This is a genomic window from Bacillus sp. AF62 (assembly GCF_050312695.1).
GTDB lineage: Bacteria > Bacillota > Bacilli > Bacillales > Bacillaceae_G > Bacillus_A > Bacillus_A cereus.
The window spans coordinates 41,536-57,830 of the sequence record NZ_JBNPJZ010000041.1 but is presented as its reverse complement, the minus strand read 5'-3'; the positions used below and the strand labels follow the sequence as shown (position 1 = coordinate 57,830).

The window sequence follows — 16,295 nt, the reverse complement described above, 5'->3', positions numbered from 1 at the left end:
CTCCGTTGTTTTATATTATTTGAAGTATGCAATATCCATTACGTTCTTTAACAAGAACACAAGTAAATGATATAACGAACTTTAAGTTATTGCAATAAGAAAATTTACAATTATTAGTTATTTAAGGTATATAAAAAAGACTGTGCCAAAATTTTACACAGTCTTTTTATTAGTAATTTATTTACCTTCTGATTTCATTCCTTTTGTATTTCGGCGCAACACTACATATAAAATTGCTCCAAATAATACAATCGCACCTATCCCAACACTTATTACTTTCATATTTGAGTCTTTTACTTCAGGCATAGTTGTATCTTTTTTAGGCATCGCAAAAGTGACATCTTCTGTTGAAAGAACATTTACCGTCGCAATTGTTTGATTATTTTTCGTAATATCAACTGCACCAACTACCTCACCACGATGTATTCCTTTATGATATAAAGATTCTTTATCTAATGAAGCCGCCCGGAAAATAGTTTTCACATTTTTCCCTTCATCTTTCTTAAGCATAAGCTCTGCACTTTGTTCCAACTCAGAATTAACATCTTTATTTAAATATGTTGTTTTTTGATGCCAATTATGTTTATCAAGCACCATTTGCTTCGTAAATTGACCGAAAGAATAGTCCGCCATCTGCTTCAAATCTTCATAAATTTCAGGTCTTTGAGAAGCCATTACTACACTTATAATACGATTTCCATCTTTCTCATTTAATAAAACAAGTGTATTACGCGCTTCATTCGTAAACCCTGTCTTACCGCCAATGCTATATGGATTTTCAAAAAAATTAGATTTATTAAAAATAGACACCGTCTGCCTAGACGTCGTAACTGTCGTTCTTTTCGTATTCATCGCTTGTAAAATTTCAGGATACTTTTGCACACCCTTCGTAATCATAGCCATATCATACGGCGTTGTATAATGGTTCGGATCATGCAATCCATTCGGTGTTACAAAGTGGCTATCTTTCGCCCCTAATTGCTTCGCTTTCTCATTCATCATATTAGCGAAATTCTCAACACTCCCGCCAATCCGCTCCGCAATCGCATACGACACATCATTCGCACTCAGCACCATTAAAATCATAAGCGCAGTATTTCTATTAATTGTCTCTCCAGGTTGAAACTCAATTTGATAATTACTCTTCTCTTGATCTAATGCTAATTGTGAAAATGTAAATTGATCCTCTGGCTTTGTATGCTCCATGAGTAAAATCGCTGTTAACACCTTCGTCGTACTAGCAGGATATGCACGGTGATATGCATTTTTGTCATACAAAACATCTCCTGTTTTCGCATCAATTGTCGTTGCAAACTGACTAAAAACATTCGGTCCTTCTGCAGGTGGTGGTGCAACTTGTTCTGGATTTACTCCAATATTCGTCTCAGCACGCAATGTCATAGGTGTCAACAAAAACAAACAAATAACTGTAATAAAAACCAAAATTTTCTTAAAATTTACCATATGACTCTCCCTTTTCCATTTACTCCTCTAACAAAATAATAAATCTACCAATCATATGTAATTTGTATTAAACTGGAAGAATTTTCACTATTTTTTACTATATCATATTTTTACGATAAAGAACATAAATATACAATAAAAATAAGAAGGAATTACTCTTTCTTATCCTTCTCATCAATCAACGAATCTATTAACTTTTGACTAGCTTCCTCGGGCGTAATCTCATCCGTTATCCCCATAAACGACCAACCTTTAGAATCGACCCACTCAACAAACTCTTGTAAAAATTCATCATGTGTAACATCCACATCAAGAATCGAGCCATTAATCGAAATCGTTCTATTTTTAGACACGCGCATCTTGAACGTTTTTCTTACCATTACAACTTTTCTCCCTCTACTTCTGAATATTTATAAAGTGAAACTTTAATCAACCCTCACCAATCGGACTTTTACGGCCATCCCGACCCCAACCTAACTTCTTTACTTTTGCTAAATTTCGAGGTAAGGGATCTTACTGCCCGCAAATAGCGAGATAAAATAATCATGTATCTCTGTTATACATGATTTTCAGTAAATTGTAAAAAGGATATATTGGCCAATTTAAATAGCAAAAATGAAAATCTCTTACCTACGTAAACGTAATACGACATACAATCGCTCATAAATTATTAAATAAATCCATAAAAATATACACTTTAAAACATAATTGAGTAAGCCATTCTAGTCTTTTGGAAGATATTATCTAAAATAGTATACTAAACGGATAAAGGATATTTGAATAAAGAAACTGAGGCTTTCTATTTAGCTGGACTCTTAAGTTGTAGACTTAGAGACTGATGCCGGAATTCATATTTAATTTCTATTTCTGTACATAATATCGTAAGAAAGAAGGTAGTACTGTGAAAACAACAGAAAATTTTACTGACAGGGCCGATATATATGCAAAATATCGCCCTAGTTATCCTAATGAATATATTGATTACTTGCTTTCAGCTAACCAACTGAAAGGGAATCGGATTGTGGCTGATATTGGTTCAGGTACGGGGATATTTAGCCACCAGCTGCTTGAAAGTGGTTTCCATGTTATTGGAGTTGAACCAGATGATGATATGAGGAAGATCGCTGAGCAATCGTTAAAACTATATTCTCGTTTTCAATCCATAAAAGCAACTTCTGAACATACCACTTTAAAAGAAAATAGTGTAGATTTAGTAACTGTTGCCCAAGCATTTCATTGGTTTAATAAAGAGGCTTTCAAAATCGAATGCCAACGAATTTTAAAACAAAAAGCAAATGTTGCACTTGTTTGGAATAGTAGAGATTTAACTAGTCCACTTATTAAAGAGAACGCAGAAATTTGCCAGAAAACCTGCCCAAACTTTAAAGGATTTAGCGGTGGAATAGATGAAACTCCAGAAGTATTTAACAGCTTTTTTAAAGATGGAAAGTATGATTTTAAAGAATATCAAAATGATTTACTTTTTGATTATGAAGGGTTTTTGGGAAGGAATTTATCAGCATCTTATGCTCCGAAAGAAAATGACGAACAGTATAAAAATTTTATTTTTCTCCTATCAGAGCTATTCGAAAAATACAGTAAAAATGGAAAAATTATTCTCCCGAATTTAACGCGAAGCTATCTAGGCAATGTATAAACAGCCTGATACAAAGAGACTTTGATCGAAATTAAAACAAGCCTAGCCCCTTCCTGAATGTAGAACGGGGTTAGGCTTGTTTTGCATTTTACCACATCAAATTCAAATGACTTTCGTACAATAAAGTAGAATATATTAGAAAACACCTTAAACTGAGGAGGAACTCAATGGCGCGTTGTACGTATTGTAAAACGAAATGGAAAGTAAAAGACGTATGGTCGATACTCTTGGCATTTGAAAAAGATTGTCCGTATTGTTTTGGGAGGCAATATCTATCAAAGAAAACAGTGAATGCTATGCCAGAACTTATAAGCTTACCTTTACACTTCTTGTTCCCTTTTCTTGTTGATTTGAGTGATGAAGGTCCTTTGGATTGGTATCGGAAATAATATAACCTCTACATCCAAAGACTACTTTCTACTAAATTCGCTTCTCATCATTATCCCTTTATACATTACTCTCATAATCGCTTATACTTTCCCTTTTGAAGATCCCGTAGCTCAGCAGAAAGGGCGTCCCCTGGACAAGGTTTATCAATTATGAATTTAATAAACGATGATATATGTATACTATTAAACATAAAAAATAAGCATTAGGTTCCAATCAAATATTAATTGAAACTCAACACTGCTTGTATTCTGTAATTCAGAATACAAGCAGTGTTTTTTATTATGCATTTTTGCATACAGTATTATTTTCTCTTGTAAATAGATAATAATGGTATATAATAAAATCAATGTTTTGCCAATAAATGGAATCAAAACTGTGAAATTATATGTAGAGGTTAGATTACTACAAGATGAAAGATTCATAGCGAATACACTCGAGGAAAAAAGCGTTCGATTAGATTAATGTTATAAAACTACTTAATGTGATATCTATGGAACGAATTGAGAATATACTTAGGGGGAATTTCAAGTGAAAACATTTAGTAAAGTATTATTAACAGGAGCTTTAGCTTTAGGCGGTTTAACAGCTATGAACATTGATACACCAAAGGCACATGCTGACGGAGCAAGCGAGTTCTGTCGTTATATTTGTGGTCCTAGCGAAACGTTGAATGGTGTTACAGTTCAAGTACACGCTACAGAATATAGCTTTGGTCAAAACGTAATTGCAAGAATTACAAATGAACGAGCTGAAGATATTCATTACAATGTCAGCATCGAGAAAAAATATGGCGATAACTGGGGAGAATATGATACTTTCTTCCATTGGCAAAATCAATGGATTCCAGCTGGAAGTAATGATGAAATTTCTACTTTCACAGGATATGGCGAAAACATTTCAGACAATGGAACATATCGCTATAAAGTTGAAGTTGTAAGTGCTGACGGTTCTGTAGATACAATTTACACAGCAGGAATGACAGTTACAGGACGATAGCTCATGAACGAGCCCCATTATTTATGATTGTATTTTTGAAAATATCATTGATAATCGCGGTGATATTATTATTAAAATAAGCTCTTCGGGGCTTATTTTTTATATAAAAATTGGAATGATAATATCCAGAAAATTAAATCTTTACACCATTAAAGTTTGTTGTTATTATAGGAATACATTAAATGTTACAATATTCAATAAATTATACAAATCCTTCGATTACACGAATGAAATGAAAACACATTGCTGATCGTAATATTTATAGTTGGGATCCCGTAGCTCAGCAGGGAGAGCGCCACCTTGACAGGGTGGAGGTCGTGAGTTCGAGCCTCTCCGGGATCATATGAAAACCCCCTTGATAGTCAAGGGGGTTTCTTTATGTAGCAAATAAATGATTATTATTAAAACTAAATTTTTTCCCTACTTCTTTTCTCCATTTTGGAGAAAGACATAAATTATATTAATCATCGCTCTGCGTTGTTCGCTAGAACTCGATTCTTTACTCTCTTTTGAGAGCTTTTTAAAATTCTCTTTGAAAAATAGCCTAATACGGCAATTTTTATATTTATTTATATAAATTTCTCAACAAAAAAGATCTACACAGTTTAACTATGCAGATCTTTGTAAATTTAAGTTTAAAAATGAATAGACGAATCCTATTTTTGCCCTAACTTGATTGCCTTTTTGATATTACTAAATGCACCTTTACCATATATTAATACGCCACCGCGGTAAACACGACTCGTTAAACCAATCATTATACATATTGTTGCGATTAGAATCCCTAATGCTAGCGCAATCTCCCATACTGGGATATTAAGGAATCCAATTCGTACAAGCATAACTATAGGAGTAAAGAAAGGTACATAACTAGTAATGGTAACAACCATGCTGCTTGGATTTGACATTCCATAAATTGCGATATACAAAGCAGCAAGTAACATAAACATCAGCGGCATAACAGCTTGAGAAGATTCCTCTATACGCGTAATGATAGAGCCAAATAGACAAGATAATGAGCCATATAATAAGAATCCTAATGTGAAGAATAGAATCCCATAAAACACTAGAGTTGGAGCAACAGAATTTAAATCAATACTATTTAAAATATCATTTTTCGAATCATTAATTGCTGTTTTATATCCAACAGTTGCGACCAAGCCCCAAATTATGATTTGCGTAATACCAGCCAATAATGTCGAGAATAGCTTCGCATATAAATGTTTGGTAGGCGAAATACTTGAAACAACTAACTCCATAACACGAGAAGATTTCTCTGTTGCAACATCTGTTGCTAATTGTGCAGCATACATAAATATCATTAGATAATTTAGCATGATAAAGACATTAATTAAAATTCCTACACCCTCAGTATGTTCTCCATCTTTAACCTTATCTGAAACCGTTTTGGTATGAATTTCTACTGGCGTTGTTAACACCTTTAATTCATCTTGCGATAGATTCAAATGCTGGGCGAAGTTAGAAGATTGTATTTGAGATAAAATCGTTTGAACCTTGCTAACATCTTGCTGATTTACATCCGTCTCAGTTATATACGTAGCCTTTAATTGTTTATTATTCAATTCCTCTACAACGATTGCATATGTATAATCACCATTTTTAACACCTGATTCTGCTTTTTGTTTATCCGTGCTACGTTTAACTTGTATCTTACTATCGACATTTTTAAACACTTGATGAATGGTTGAATATAATTCTTCTTTTTCTGTAACAACAACAACTTGATCGTCCTCGTTACCTGCAAACAAGTTATAAATCTTGTCAAAATTCATCAATCCTATAATTAACATAGAAACTATTATTGTAATAGCAAAATATGATTTTGATTTCACTTTAGATTTATAGTTTTGTAAAAAAATTGTCCAGAAACTACTCATTTTGTGCACCTACTTTCGCAATAAAGATATCATTTAATGTAGGCTCTTCTACTGCAAACTTTTTAACATACCCTAATTTTGTTATCTCTTTAAATAAAACATGTGACACTTCTTCATATGAAATTTTAAGAGTAACTGCATTTTTACGTTTCTTCATACTTTCTACACCTTTTATTTCTTTCAAATGGTCAAAGTCATGATCGCCAACGATTACAACGTTCTTTTTACCAAAATCACTTTTAATTTTGGCAATGTCACCCTGAACAACAGGTACACCTTTGTGCATAATACAAATGTGTTGGCATAACTCTTCCACATGTTCCATACGATGTGAACTAAAAAGAATTGACGACCCTTGTTTTTGCATATCAAGAACAGCGTCTTTTAACATTTCAACATTTACTGGGTCTAAACCACTAAATGGTTCATCTAAAATTAAGAGTTCAGGCTTATGTATAATCGCTGTTATCAGCTGGATTTTTTGCTGATTCCCTTTAGAAAGTTCTCCTACCTTTTTGTTCAGATGCTCAGTAATATTAAAACGCTCCAGCCAATAGTGAAGTTCTTTTTCTGCATCTTTACTTTTCATGTTCTTTAGTTTTGCAAAAAAGTTAACTTGTTCTTTGACAGTCATTTTCGCATAAAGACCACGTTCTTCTGGTAAATACCCAATTTTATCTGTAACACCATAATTTATAGGTTTACCATTCCATGAAATGGTCCCACTTGATTTCGATAAAAGTCCAAGTATCATTCGAAATGTAGTCGTTTTACCTGCTCCATTCCCGCCCAAGAATCCAAATATTTCACCTTTTGGTATCTCGATATTCAAATTATTCACTGCAACATGCTCGTCAAATTTCTTTGTTAAATCTTTAATTAGTAAACTCATTATCCACACCCTTAATTCCCAAGATGATTTATTTATACAAATGTATATCCATAGTCAACCACAATATTTTGCCCTCTAATGGCATCGCTTATATCAGACATTAAAAATAAAATGACATTTGTTACATCTGAAATTTCAACAAATTCCCTATATGGAATTTTTTCCAATAACTTATTTCCTTCAAAGGACTTCAAATAGCTTTCGTTATTATTGTTTATGCTATAGGACAGTGAATTGTATACCACTGTAATGATTAATTTTTTATCTTTCAAAAATTAATTATTACCAACAAATGTTATATTTCGCATTATAAGGTTAGCATAAGATTTAAAATATTTAATATGCAATTTTGCATATTTTAACACTCTCAATTATTTACATAGCGTTGACCATCTTTATTTAAAGCGGCCTCCCACATTCACAAAATTCACTTAAAACAAGAATTTGTTTATCCATACTTTTTCTTTAATTTTTTATGGAAGAACTGAAATTAATTAGTACCCCTGTTAAACACCTAAACCTAATACTTAAACTAACTAATCTTCCTCTAATAAATTGTTGTCTTATTTAACTTCACAATTAATAGTATTCAGCAGACATAGTCACAACATCTTCGTACACCTCCTCATTAAAACTGAAGGAAAACTAATTAAAATCTGGTCCAGAAATTTTACCTTTCTACGCTATAGGATCCGCATAAGAAAACATAGAATACAGTACCTCCTCTGTTACAACTAGCTTTATGTACTAAATTCAAAAAATCATAATATATAATTTATAGAATTAATACCGTAAGTTCAAACCTCTCCAGGTTCATAAAAAAGAGACACCATATCAACCTTCTACGTGATATGGTGTCTCTTTTTTATCTAATTCAATTACTTCCCACCAAACATCTTCTCCAAAGACTTTGCATTGGCAAACAATACTTCTTTCAAGTTATCGTCAGCAACGATTTTATAGTCGCCATCTTTGTCTTTCTTTAAGTTCAATGTAACTTCGCGAGTTGCCATTGCTGCATCTTTATCCGTTAAGTTTTTAATGATAGTTGAGGTCATTGTTTTTTCAATCGCTTTTTCAGATTGTTCTTTGTCTTCGCTAAATGCGCTAGCGAAGGCCATTGGCATAACTTCTCCCACTGCTTTTGTTACAGCAACGGATAGATCAGCAGATGTAATTTTCACTTTCACTTCTGCTTTGTCATCCTTTTTCGATACTTCTTCTAGCTTTTCAAATTTAAAGTTCTTTGTAATTGCACTTAGCATTGCTTTTGCCTCAGCATCATCTGTTTTTTCATTTAGTTTATTAAATTCCTTGTCACTCTCAACAAATGTACGAGCCTTTTCTACATCACCTTTTTGTATCGCTGTTAAAAATTCTTCTGTAGTATCTTTCGGATTTGCACACCCTGCTAAAACACCTGCTGTTAATCCTACTACCATCATTAATAGCAATAATCTCTTTATCTTTTGCACGTTCATTCTCCTCTTATCTTTTCTAGTAAGTCAGCATCATACAATATTATGAAACTGACATTACAAACATTTTTTAGTATAGCATTTATATGATTCGTTTTCTATTAATTCCCAAAAGATAAAGGACCTTGCAGCATTCCTACAAGGTCCCTCTTCTATCAATCTGTATCCGTAGCACAAATGAACCACATTTTCTGTTCCCTACTATCTAACACCATCCAAGTAACATCCCACGCAACATCGTAAAACCAATCTGTCCAAGGGCGATAGCTTTCGAACACTTTAATATCTTCGTATCGACCTTGGAACATATATTGACATACATTGACTGCTAATTGTTTTGCGATAACTGGTCGTTCCTTAAACCCTTCATATGCTCCGCCCCACAAAATTTGCGCAGCAATGCTACCATCAAGCATAACTGCCAGCTGCTCTTTAAAACGAAACTTATATTTGTCTGATGTATGTATTTTTAACTCTTCTAAGTTATTGATTATGTCTAAAGAGTTGAAGATTCTTCTAAAGAAGTGCTCATGTCCATCTTTCGAATGTGGTATTTCTTTAAAAAAATTTTCGTTATGCACTTTAAAACAGCTTATTATTGCTCCACCAATTAAGTTTTGTTCCTTAAACGTGTTTATAAGTTGCTCAACAGATGAGTCATTCGTGTCTATTTTTTCAAACGTTCCCTCTTTCCATCTCATAACGCCCACTACTCTCTATTAAAAATTTGTTTCTTCATTATAAATAGCAAAATAAAAACCAGCAACTTTAAGGTTGCTGGCTTATCTCTTATTCATATTCGAAAAAACAATAACAACTGCTCCAATTATATAATGCCCTGCTACCATCCACATAGTCCGATCAAAGATCATAAGCGATAACCAAAGCGATATATTAATAGCAGCAAATAATACATATAAAATGAGGTCTCTCTTTTGTAGCACCTCTCGATTCATCAAAATATAAATTGCACCGATTGGCGGAAGGATGAAGCAAAGGAAAAAGACAAATATTTTTCTTAACACCCACGGATACGAAATTACTGTCTGCATATGAATCTCCTTTTCATCATAATACTTGCTTCAACATCGGCCTCACTACCCTATATTTATCACTATAAGCTTCCTTTATGATTAAAGGCGAGTAATCACTTTTTTTCTTCCTCAATCATTGTGAATACTTCTGTTTTCTCTTGTAATTTATTAGATTCTTTATTTTTAGTAGGTTTTTTACTTGTTTTAATTTTCTTTGTTACTTCGCCAAGTTTTTGCCCAACTTCTTCTATTTTGGCAGATTCATTCGTAACATAGTATTCTTGTTCGTCCCATACTAACATAGGTGGCACTTGTTCTCGTTTGTTACATATTATATAAGTAGTACTAGCTACAAGTAGTAGACAAGTTAATAAATAGAAGATAGTTTTTTTATTCATATACTACACTCCTTATCTATCATTTCATTGGATTATATAATACAAGTCATTTATAGTAAATGGATTTAGTGGTAATTTTTAGGTTGAACAATAAAGAAAAAACCTTACCGAAGTAAGGTTCCGTTTTTACATTCTATAGTGACCGACTTATTAAAACAATCATTACAATAATCGCAATAAACATAATAACTAAACAGCCGATCATTTTATAAAATCCTCGTTTCGTTAACGTCCCGCCTTGAACGTCTTTACGAATAAATAAGAATACTGCTAAAAATAATACAAGCCCAATGCCAAAAGCATACATCATTTGCATATGTTAATCTTCCTTTCTCTCTTCCATCTTAATATCTTTTTGCCAAAACAACAAATGAGATAAAGACGGTACTCATCGTAAGTGCCATAAGTATATTCAATAATTCAGTAGCAGATAGTGTAAGTATTTTTAAGTTTAAGCCGATAGAGAAAAGAAGATAATATGCCGTTAACGCAAAAAAACTGAAGAACATTCCTTTATAACGAATGAGTTTCATTCGCTCATCTTTTTCTTTAAATTGCGGGTGTAAGTAACTAAGGCAGAAACACATAACCATCATTGCAAGTAACGTATAAGTAGGACTTGGCGGTGCAGAATGCGTCATTATACCTGTTAATATCATAAATCCACTCATAAATAGAAAAATAATCCCCATAATTACAAAGTACTTTTGTGAATAATTCATCCCTATTCCCCCTCTTCTTTTCCTTCATAAATAAATACATGTTCTATCGTTGTTTGAAATGTTTTTGCTATTTCAAATGCTAACGGAAGTGACGGATCGTATTTTCCTTTTTCAATTGAGATAATGGTTTGTCTTGAAACGCCAAGTTTCTCAGCTAATTTTTCTTGAGATAGTCCAAATTTTTTTCGGTATTCGACCATTTTATTTTCCAAGGAAATTTCTCCCTCCTCCCATATATCGAGTATATATGTAAAGTAAACTTTACGTCAAGGTTCCTTTACATTCCTTTTAATCATTTTTTACTCTATTTATATAGAAGAAACTTGTTCGATTTCAACACGTCTATTTTGTAATAAAACCTGGAACACTGTATGTAATCGTTACTATATTTCCTCCTCACCTTTTTTAAAATTTAATATCTTCATATTTGTTTTATCCTTTTAAAATATTTCATTCTCTTCTTTATTAGATGAAATGCGTTATTGGTTTTACGGTGTTTTTTGGCATATTTATAGAAACTAACGGGTTATGAAGCAATTTTTATGTTTAGCCACTTTTTTTGTGGAAATCCTTCATTTTCCTTTCGATAGTTAACACTATCGAAATAAAGTTTACGCTAAATTCATAATTTTTTATTTTTTATACTATATTCCGTTATATTGTTGTATAATATCTATGAAAGCGCTTATTATTTCAATATACATAATTCTAATCAACTTTTATCAAAACATTCCAACGATTATACTTATATTTACATGTAACAATTCTAGTTTTTAATGTAGGTATACCAAATATATCCACCCCATTTTTCTGTAAAATTACTTTATAAAGTGAAAGATTAACTTGGGTGATAAGTTATTGTGAATGTTTTTTTACAAAACAGATAAGTAATAGTGTTTGGTATTATGTAAATTATTGTAATAACATAAGAGTAAAGAAAACATTTACATTGATTATTGATTCATTACTTATTGAAAAAGAGCAAAATGCACCTTTGTATGGAAAAAGGATTATATGCATTGGGAGGTTTAAACAAATGACGAGGAAGAATACAACGACAAACCCTTGGGCCAAGTTCCACGGTCCGAACCTTGGTTATGTTATTGAACAGTATGATCTTTACGTAACTGGAGCAGGTTCTGTTGATCCGGAATTACAAGAGCTTTTTGAAATTTTTGGAGCTCCTTCGTTTCAAGATGATGTCGTAACAGGGGACAACACAGCAACACATTTTTCTCCTCAAAACACAGGTAACATTGAAAAAATTCTTAAGGTCGTTCAACTTGTTGAACAGATTCGTTCTTTCGGGCATACGTTGGCTCACATCAACCCGATGGAAGATGCTGCAAACGGACAATCTCTTCTTGAGAAAGCAATGAACGAACTGAGCGATGCAGACTTGAAAGCGATTCCAGCGAAAACAGTATGGCAAGATGCACCAGAAGGTATTCACACTGCACTTGATGTAATTCATAGATTAAAAGACGTTTATACAAAATCTTTAGCTTATGAATTTTCTCATATACAAGATAGTGAAGAACGCGCGTGGTTGCATCAAATGGTGGAATCAAATTCATTGCGTCAACCACTATCAAATAAAAAACGAACTGCTCTTTTAAAACGTTTAACAGCTGTTGAAGGTTTCGAGCAATTCTTGCATAAAACATTCGTTGGGCAAAAACGTTTCTCTATCGAGGGCGTTGATATGCTTGTACCTGTTTTAGATGAAATTGTTCTAGAAGGTGCTAAGAACGGCGTAGAGGATGTCATGATTGGTATGGCTCACCGCGGTCGCCTAAGCGTACTTGCTCACGTATTAGAAAAACCATATACTCACATGTTTGCTGAATTCAAACATGCAAAAATAGAAGGCGCAGTAGCCAATGCTGGCTGGACTGGCGACGTGAAATACCACTTAGGTAGAGAACAAGTCGTTAGTAATGAAGAAGTTAGCACTCGCGTTACTTTAGCAAATAACCCGAGTCATCTTGAGTTCGTGAATCCTGTAGTAGAAGGTTTCGCACGTGCAGCTCAAGAGAATCGTAAAAAATCTGGTCTTCCAGAACAAGATACTTCAAAATCATTCGTAATTTTAGTTCATGGTGATGCTGCATTCCCTGGTCAAGGTATTGTATCTGAAACGTTGAACTTAAGCAGATTGAATGCGTACCAAACAGGCGGAACGATTCATGTTATCGCAAACAATGCAGTTGGTTTTACAACTGACAGCTATGATTCTCGTTCTACAAAATATTCAAGTGACCTTGCAAAAGGTTTCGATATTCCGATTGTTCACGTGAACGCTGATGATCCAGAAGCTTGTCTTGCTGCTGCAAACCTTGCGATTCAATATCGCATGTTGTTCAAAAAAGATTTCTTAATCGATTTAATTGGTTACCGTCGCTATGGTCATAACGAAATGGATGACCCAGCAGTTACACAACCACAAGTGTACAAAAAGATTAAAAATCACCCAACTGTAAGAGCAATTTATGCAGATCAATTACAAGCTGCTGGTGTTCTAAATGCAGATGAAATTGAAACAATTACACAGTTTACACAAGAGCAATTAAAATCTGACTATGCACAAGTACCACCAGCTGATACGAGCGATGCAACAATTCACGTTAAAGTGCCAGATGTTGTTGCAAAAGGTATTCAGCCAATTGATACTGGTGTTGAGCTTGACTCACTTCGTGCAATTAATGAAGGTCTATTATCTTGGCCAGAAGGCTTTAACGTATATCCGAAAGTGAAGAAAATTCTTGAGCGCCGTAAAGATGCTCTTGAAGAGAACGGTAAAATTGAATGGGCACTTGCTGAGTCATTAGCATTTGCTTCTATTTTACAAGAAGGTACGCCAATTCGCTTAACTGGTCAAGATTCACAGCGTGGTACATTCGCGCACCGTCATATCGTATTACACGATACTGATACAAATGAAACATATTCACCATTACACCGCTTACCAAACATTAATGCATCCTTCTCTGTTCATAACAGTCCGTTATCAGAAGCTGCTGTTGTTGGTTACGAGTATGGTTATAACGTATTCGCTCCAGAAACTCTTGTTATGTGGGAAGCGCAATATGGTGACTTCTCAAATACTGCGCAAGCATTATTTGATCAATATGTTTCAGCTGGAAGAGCAAAATGGGGTCAAAAATCTGGTTTAGTTCTTCTATTACCACACGGTTATGAAGGTCAAGGACCAGAGCACTCTAGTGCACGTCCTGAACGTTTCTTACAGTTAGCTGCTGAGAACAACTGGACAGTTGCAAACTTAACGAGCGCGGCACAATACTTCCATATTTTACGTCGTCAAGCATCTATCTTAGGAACCGAAGCTGTTCGACCATTAGTACTAATGACGCCAAAGAGTTTATTACGTCACCCACTTACGCTTTCAACTGCTAGTCAGTTAAGCGAAGGACGTTTCCAACCTGCTTTAGAACAAGAAAACCTTGGCACAAAACCAAACAAAGTAAAACGTCTTGTTTTAAGTACAGGTAAAATGGCGATTGACTTAGCAGCAGAAATTGAGTCTGGTAAACATGAGTACAACTTAGATGAGGTTCATGTCGTTCGCATTGAGCAGTTGTACCCATTCCCTGCTGAGAAAGTTCAATCTATTATTAAACGCTTTAAAAACTTAGAAGAAATTATTTGGGTTCAAGAAGAACCTCGTAATATGGGCGCATGGCATTACATGGCTCCAATTCTGTTCGAACTAGCTGGAGATAAAGTGAAAACGGGTTACATTGGACGCCCAGATCGCTCTAGCCCATCTGGCGGCGATCCATTCGCTCACAAAGCTGAGCAAGAACTAATTGTTGCACACGCTTTAGATGTGAAGTATAACTTCCGTCAAGATAAACTAGAAATTGAAGTTTTCAGCAATTAAAAAGTAACAATGACGGTTTCTAGCTTGATCCCGGGCAGATATTCTGCCCAGGGTCAGGCTAACAAATGGAGATTACCGAAGACAAAAGAAGAAAAAACACACCGTTAGGCAAATAAGGGGAGGACATTTAAAATGATCGAAATTAAAGTACCTGAGCTTGCAGAATCTATTACCGAAGGAACTATTTCACAATGGCTTATCAACGTAGGCGACAAAGTTGAGAAAGGTGGCAGCGTTGTTGAGCTTGAAACTGATAAAGTCAATGTAGAAATCATTGCAGAAGATTCAGGTATTGTATCGAAGTTACTAGGCGAACCTGGGGATACAGTTGAAGTTGGCGCAACTATCGCAATTTTAGATGCTAATGGAGCACCAGTTGCAGTAAGTACACCTGCTCCAGCTGCTGAGCAACCAAAACAAGAAACAGCTGAAGCACCGAAAGCTGCAGCTCCAAATGCTGAACAAACTACGGGTCTACAAGGCTTACCAAATACGAACCGTCCTATTGCATCACCAGCTGCTAGAAAAATGGCTCGTGAATTAGGAATCGACTTAAACGACGTACGTAGCACAGATCCACTTGGACGCGTGAGACCACATGATGTACAAGCTCATGCTGCAGCACCAAAAGAAGCACCAGCTGCTCCAAAGAGTCCAGCTCCTGCTCCAGTTGCAAAAACTGAATTCGAAAAACCAGTTGAGCGTGTGAAAATGTCCCGCCGCCGTCAAACAATTGCAAAACGTCTTGTAGAAGTTCAACAAACATCTGCAATGTTAACAACATTTAACGAAGTTGATATGAGTGCGATCATGGAATTACGTAAAGAACGCAAAGATGCTTTCGAGAAAAAACATGATGTACGTCTTGGCTTCATGTCATTCTTCACAAAAGCAGTTGTTGCAGCATTAAAACAATTCCCATTATTAAATGCTGAAATTCAAGGTGACGAGCTTATCATTAAAAAATTCTATGATATCGGTATTGCAGTAGCAGCTCCAGATGGATTAGTTGTTCCAGTTGTACGCGATGCTAACCAATTAAACTTCGCTGAAATCGAAAGTGAAATTCGTAATTTAGGTATGAAAGCACGCGATAACAAACTTTCATTAAAAGAACTACAAGGTGGTACATTTACAATTACAAACGGTGGTGTATTCGGTTCTCTAATGTCAACACCAATCCTAAATAGCCCACAAGTAGGTATTTTAGGAATGCATAAAATTCAAGTACGCCCAGTTGCAATTGATGCAGAACGTATGGAAAACCGTCCGATGATGTACCTTGCACTATCTTACGATCACCGTATTGTTGATGGTAAAGAAGCAGTTAGCTTCCTTGTTGCTGTTAAAGATATGCTTGAAGATCCAAAATCATTATTATTAGAAGGTTGATAGATTTTTAACCTATTAAAGGCTGTAGAATGAATCATTCTACAGCCTTTTTTTATTTTGTTCATACGGG

Annotated in this window: 16 protein-coding genes, 1 tRNA gene and 1 pseudogene; 6 read left to right on the top strand and 12 right to left on the bottom strand. The window is 34.6% G+C overall.

Translation table 11 applies throughout. The features are described from left to right. Window positions 1-177: 177 nt before the first annotated feature. Entirely contained in the window at window positions 178-1,464 is a 1,287-nt protein-coding gene (locus ACQRBL_RS06165; protein WP_063246067.1) for a D-alanyl-D-alanine carboxypeptidase family protein, read from the bottom strand. Between the two features lie 152 nt (window positions 1,465-1,616). Then, window positions 1,617-1,844: a hypothetical protein gene (locus ACQRBL_RS06160; protein WP_000251856.1), complete on the bottom strand. Its 228-nt coding sequence runs from the start codon at window positions 1,842-1,844 to the stop codon at window positions 1,617-1,619. Between the two features lie 521 nt (window positions 1,845-2,365). On the opposite strand from ACQRBL_RS06160, the gene ACQRBL_RS06155 reads away from it, so the two are divergent. From ACQRBL_RS06155 to ACQRBL_RS06140, 4 genes are all read left to right on the top strand, one after another. Continuing rightward, the gene (locus ACQRBL_RS06155; RefSeq protein WP_411995810.1) at window positions 2,366-3,121 is read left to right on the top strand and encodes a class I SAM-dependent methyltransferase; all 756 of its coding nucleotides are present in this window, start codon (window positions 2,366-2,368) and stop codon (window positions 3,119-3,121) included. Window positions 3,122-3,288: 167 nt separating this feature from the next. Then, window positions 3,289-3,510: a hypothetical protein gene (locus ACQRBL_RS06150; protein ID WP_000090211.1), complete on the top strand. Its 222-nt coding sequence runs from the start codon at window positions 3,289-3,291 to the stop codon at window positions 3,508-3,510. A 529-nt stretch (window positions 3,511-4,039) separates the two neighbouring features. Continuing rightward, a complete protein-coding gene (locus ACQRBL_RS06145) occupies window positions 4,040-4,507 on the top strand; it encodes a hypothetical protein (protein WP_097920403.1) in 468 nt (155 codons plus the stop codon). 269 nt (window positions 4,508-4,776) lie between these two features. Continuing rightward, window positions 4,777-4,849 (top strand) — tRNA-Val (locus tag ACQRBL_RS06140). A 314-nt stretch (window positions 4,850-5,163) separates the two neighbouring features. Here ACQRBL_RS06140 and ACQRBL_RS06135 read toward each other — a convergent pair. From ACQRBL_RS06135 to ACQRBL_RS06090, 10 genes and pseudogenes are all read right to left on the bottom strand, one after another. Beyond that, window positions 5,164-6,405, bottom strand: coding sequence for an ABC transporter permease (locus ACQRBL_RS06135; RefSeq protein WP_097920395.1), 1,242 nt, complete (start codon window positions 6,403-6,405; stop codon window positions 5,164-5,166). After that, entirely contained in the window at window positions 6,398-7,297 is a 900-nt protein-coding gene (locus ACQRBL_RS06130; protein ID WP_000054722.1) for an ABC transporter ATP-binding protein, read from the bottom strand. Before ACQRBL_RS06130 ends, ACQRBL_RS06135 begins: the two co-directional genes overlap by 8 nt. A 32-nt stretch (window positions 7,298-7,329) precedes the next feature. Then, window positions 7,330-7,464 carry an SDR family oxidoreductase gene (locus tag ACQRBL_RS06125; protein WP_232482554.1) on the bottom strand — a complete coding sequence of 45 codons (135 nt, stop codon included), beginning with the start codon at window positions 7,462-7,464 and terminating at the stop codon, window positions 7,330-7,332. A gap of 711 nt (window positions 7,465-8,175) precedes the next feature. Beyond that, the gene (locus ACQRBL_RS06120; RefSeq protein ID WP_001169495.1) at window positions 8,176-8,772 is read right to left on the bottom strand and encodes a DUF4878 domain-containing protein; all 597 of its coding nucleotides are present in this window, start codon (window positions 8,770-8,772) and stop codon (window positions 8,176-8,178) included. A gap of 158 nt (window positions 8,773-8,930) precedes the next feature. Then, on the bottom strand, window positions 8,931-9,476 hold the full coding sequence (locus tag ACQRBL_RS06115; RefSeq protein WP_411995811.1) for a hypothetical protein: 546 nt from the start codon (window positions 9,474-9,476) through the stop codon (window positions 8,931-8,933). A gap of 81 nt (window positions 9,477-9,557) precedes the next feature. Beyond that, window positions 9,558-9,827, bottom strand: coding sequence for a hypothetical protein (locus ACQRBL_RS06110; protein ID WP_065482759.1), 270 nt, complete (start codon window positions 9,825-9,827; stop codon window positions 9,558-9,560). Window positions 9,828-9,843: 16 nt separating this feature from the next. Then, a pseudogene (locus ACQRBL_RS06105) lies at window positions 9,844-10,207 on the bottom strand (hypothetical protein). Between the two features lie 133 nt (window positions 10,208-10,340). Then, complete coding sequence (locus ACQRBL_RS06100) at window positions 10,341-10,523, bottom strand: DUF3976 domain-containing protein (protein ID WP_001178297.1); 183 nt, start codon at window positions 10,521-10,523, stop codon at window positions 10,341-10,343. Window positions 10,524-10,551: 28 nt separating this feature from the next. Then, window positions 10,552-10,929, bottom strand: a complete 378-nt coding sequence (locus ACQRBL_RS06095; protein WP_001109912.1) for a hypothetical protein — start codon at window positions 10,927-10,929, stop codon at window positions 10,552-10,554. A 2-nt stretch (window positions 10,930-10,931) separates the two neighbouring features. Then, window positions 10,932-11,141 (bottom strand): helix-turn-helix transcriptional regulator, encoded by a 210-nt coding sequence (locus tag ACQRBL_RS06090; protein WP_000428506.1) that lies wholly within the window; start codon window positions 11,139-11,141, stop codon window positions 10,932-10,934. Between the two features lie 824 nt (window positions 11,142-11,965). On the opposite strand from ACQRBL_RS06090, the gene odhA reads away from it, so the two are divergent. Together odhA and odhB are read left to right on the top strand one after the other, a co-directional pair. Continuing rightward, entirely contained in the window at window positions 11,966-14,833 is a 2,868-nt protein-coding gene (gene odhA / locus ACQRBL_RS06085) for a 2-oxoglutarate dehydrogenase E1 component (RefSeq protein WP_071730672.1), read from the top strand. Window positions 14,834-14,965: 132 nt separating this feature from the next. Then, window positions 14,966-16,225, top strand: a complete 1,260-nt coding sequence (odhB, locus tag ACQRBL_RS06080) for a 2-oxoglutarate dehydrogenase complex dihydrolipoyllysine-residue succinyltransferase (protein WP_000569892.1) — start codon at window positions 14,966-14,968, stop codon at window positions 16,223-16,225. Window positions 16,226-16,295: the final 70 nt, after the last annotated feature.